Below are 3434 nucleotides of genomic sequence, written 5' to 3' on the forward strand. Positions count from 1 at the left end.
AAACTCTTGGCGCAAGCGGCAGCCCGTTCTCGACGGTCACCTTAAAAGGGCTGATCCGTACCCTGGAATCGCTACGCCACACATTCTGCAATGTGGTTCATCTAAGCCAAAACTCCACTTATTTAGCGGGGCGGTTGGAAGAGCTTTTGTTCAATTATACCAACCAGTAATGCCTTATAAAGATGAGCTTGAATATATCCTATCAAGAGAAAATTTGCCCAACAAATAGCTTCAGCCGACGCGCCAAAGGCGCGCGCGGCTGAGCATAACGTTAGGCAATAATAAAGAACACTTGTTGACTCTACTATGGATTTCGAAATCGTCGGTAGCATAAGGGAAATTCAGCCAATTGCGACCGGAACGGGAATTCGAGATTTGACGAGGTTGAACAGACAATACGGGCGCGGCAAATGGAGAAAATTGAAAGGTTTTGCAGCCGTCCGTTTGTTAGACGGCACTGTTCATACAGCTGAGATCCATTGGTACGAGGCTCACGGCATCGGCAAGAAAGAATTCAAACTCAAATTACCGCTTTTTGACTAGCATTATGAATACCCCCCACACAGAAAGTTCAACTTTTGCGGTCTGCATCAACAACGACGGATATCCAGCGTCACTGGAAATCGGAAAAATCTATGAAATTTTGACCGACGAAAGCGCGGCATCTCATGGATATTTTCGGGTCATCGACGAAAGCGGCGAGGATTATGCATACGCCAAGGATCGCTTTTACCCTTTGAGTATTCCCATGGCTTTGGAACAAGCGCTTTTCCGCGCGGCGTGACCACAGTAAATCAATTGTCGGCCTAACACGGTGCTCCAGCCGAAGCCAGTTTCGCTCTCGCTCAACCGGCTCGGCTGAGCATGGCGTTGGATGGACGAGAAATTGTCGCAGTCCCAAACAAGAGAATGAGCACGAAGATGGCGAAACTCCTAAGCGCGCAACCCGTCGCTGGCGATTACCTAAAAATATTGCAACAGGCGCTTGATCAGGCGGAGTTCGCCCGCTTTGTAGTCGGCTATGTTAGTAGCCGTGGGATTCAGGCAATTGGCCAAAAAAAGCTCGCGCGGGTGCTGCGCGATGATCGATCATTTGGCGTATCCTCGCTTGCATGCGCAACGGGGTTTGAGCCTCTCATTGAACTTCAAAAAGCTGTCGGCACTCCCGAACCACATCTAAAATATTTCTTAGACCCTTGTAAGCGGAAGGACCGAGGGGAACCCATGGTTAGCTTAGTCCATAGTAAACTCGCTTACATCAAGCTTGTCGGGGAAGAAAAGGCAATCATCTTGATTGGCTCACATAACTGGACTGGTGGAGCACTGGGTGGAGTTGGGATGCTAGGACAGAATGCCGAAGCATCTCTTTATATCGAGTTACCATACGTCAAAGGCCATGTCGATGGAAGCTCCAACGACTTGGGAGGCAGTATAAATCGTAATCTGATCGCGTGCTGGAACCTTCATTCTTGCCTAGATGCAACTAAACCCAATCAACCCCTATTCGAACAATGGATGACGCTCGCTTGCGAGAGTCCAGGTAGTGACCAACTTGAGGAAATTGTCGCCATACTAGCTATCGAAGATTGGAGGCAGAAATCGCCTTCTTCGTGGGCCAGCCTCAAAGGTTCTTCGATCTATGCTCAAATCCGGCGAGAGTCTCCTGATGGAGAATTGCTTTGGAATAATGGGAACGCAGGCGTTATTATTCTTGCATGGGGCTCAGCGAAAGAACTTGAGCAATCCGAACATCCGGTTCTTATTTTCTGCCACGTGTCTACATTTAATGCTACGCCATTATCCTCGGTTGGTAGTTCGAATGCCGCAAATAGTCCGGTAGAAGGCTTCGCATCTGTTCTTTGTGAGCCAAATGTCATGGTGAATGTACGAGGCATGTCAGTGGAGCACTATGAGCTAGATCGGGCTCCATCTGCTAATACAGCGGAATTGATCGACGGATTAAATTTGCCTAAGTATAGATTTCTCCTTGAAGTGGATGAAGTTGTGCTTCCGAGGCGAATGGCAGATAACGCCCAAGACGTAGGTCTTCCCTTTTGGGAGCCTGGTGATTTGGCATTCGCCAAAAAAAATCGTGTGCATCCAGAGAAAGCCGACGGGTATCTTGTGGATACAGATCGATGCAACACGATTAGACACGAGTTCATGGAGACCTTCGGACTGCAGCTAGATAAGCTGAAAGTCCTGCCTGTCGATAAGCGATCTCCGCGCGAAGGCCTTCGCATCTCAAGGCATGACCTACACTCCACCTTCGTCTCCGACGAAGACGTGCGAAGAGCCGACGAACTCTACTCAGCTCGACAGGTCGGGGATCTAGTTCCAGAGGTGAGCCTAGAACATGAACATAAGCGTACAGAGAGACCTAGGATCGTGCATCGTACGAGTAGAGTATTCATGCAAAGCGGCGAGATCCTGAAGAAGAAGTGGACTATGTAGGCAGAAGAAAACTTGAACCAAGACAGTTTTACACATCATCAGTACCCGCTTGAAACTCAGCGATACCGCCATCCAACAAGGCGTTCAAGCGGACCCCGCGTGAAACGTCGGAGCTTCGTCTTCAGCCCTGTACCGCGCGGGGCCGCTTATCTTGGTCGTTAGGCATCAAGAAGAAAAGTGCATATGGAAACAACAATACTCGTAAAAAGTAGTAGCAGAGATGATCCGTATGCAGTAGCAGTTTTATCAACAGAATCTGGCCTAGCAATTTTCTGTGATTGCCCCGCTGGTGAATGGGGTAAATATTGCAAACATAAGATGGCAATTGTATTAGCCGATGAACGAATCCTTTATGATGAAGAGCAAAGGGATAACTTCAGTAAGGTAACAAAATGGATTTCTGAATCCGGCTATCCAGATTTGGTTCAAGAACTTCGAGAATCTGAAAAAGCGCTCGAATTGGCAAAGAAAAATGTTAAAAATCAAAAAGAAAAAATTGCTCGACTAATGAAAGAGGGTTTGAAATAGTGGAAATTGAAGCTAGGAGAGATGATAGAGGATATGCTCTTATTGCAAACTTTGAGGATGGATTTGCTCTTGGCTGGAAAATGGCTGTTCCAGAGGCATTTAGGGAAGCGCTTGATATTAAATTGACGCCAAGAATGTTTGCAAAGAAAAAAGAAATGCTATGGACGCAGGGTCGGCTATATGATTTTCACGAAGGCGATACAATTCATGATACCAAGGAAGCATATAAAGAATGGGGAGAAGCGTTAAAACACTTAAGGCTTAGTGTCCAGGTACAATTCGCATCTTCTTCAGGTTATGTAAATTACGAAACAATTGAAGTTCAAAATAAGGAATTAGAAATAACTCACCAAAAAGGAAAGTCAAAACCAACAGAAGAGACCGTTGATGGTTTAGTGCAGCCCTTTTAAGGTGATGTCAACCTATTGTAATCTATAGTCATCTTCTGGCGA

The 3434-nt window shown here is 46.6% G+C and carries 5 protein-coding genes; all 5 read left to right on the forward strand.

The genetic code is table 11. The features are described from left to right. Positions 1-306 precede the first annotated feature (306 nt). Positions 307-543 carry a hypothetical protein gene (locus AC54T3_RS17245; protein ID WP_323685887.1) on the forward strand — a complete coding sequence of 79 codons (237 nt, stop codon included), beginning with the start codon at positions 307-309 and terminating at the stop codon, positions 541-543. A gap of 4 nt (positions 544-547) precedes the next feature. Beyond that, entirely contained in the window at positions 548-784 is a 237-nt protein-coding gene (locus AC54T3_RS17250) for a hypothetical protein (RefSeq protein ID WP_323685888.1), read from the forward strand. 137 nt (positions 785-921) lie between these two features. Then, complete coding sequence (locus AC54T3_RS17255) at positions 922-2454, forward strand: hypothetical protein (protein WP_496626545.1); 1533 nt, start codon at positions 922-924, stop codon at positions 2452-2454. Between the two features lie 183 nt (positions 2455-2637). Beyond that, positions 2638-2982: a hypothetical protein gene (locus tag AC54T3_RS17260; protein WP_496626546.1), complete on the forward strand. Its 345-nt coding sequence runs from the start codon at positions 2638-2640 to the stop codon at positions 2980-2982. Next, positions 2982-3392, forward strand: a complete 411-nt coding sequence (locus AC54T3_RS17265) for a hypothetical protein (protein ID WP_496626547.1) — start codon at positions 2982-2984, stop codon at positions 3390-3392. The genes AC54T3_RS17260 and AC54T3_RS17265 overlap by 1 nt, the downstream gene beginning before the upstream one ends. Positions 3393-3434 lie beyond the last annotated feature (42 nt).

The sequence above is a fragment of the Halochromatium sp. NSM3 genome (assembly GCF_059621085.1).

What these genes read in the sequence shown, in the direction of transcription:
- AC54T3_RS17245 (WP_323685887.1), top strand. Translation starts at nt 307, where the DNA reads ATGGATTTCGAAATCGTCGGTAGCATAAGGGAAATTCAGCCAATTGCG.
- AC54T3_RS17250 (WP_323685888.1), top strand. Translation starts at nt 548, where the DNA reads ATGAATACCCCCCACACAGAAAGTTCAACTTTTGCGGTCTGCATCAAC.
- AC54T3_RS17255 (WP_496626545.1), top strand. Translation starts at nt 922, where the DNA reads ATGGCGAAACTCCTAAGCGCGCAACCCGTCGCTGGCGATTACCTAAAA.
- AC54T3_RS17260 (WP_496626546.1), top strand. Translation starts at nt 2,638, where the DNA reads ATGGAAACAACAATACTCGTAAAAAGTAGTAGCAGAGATGATCCGTAT.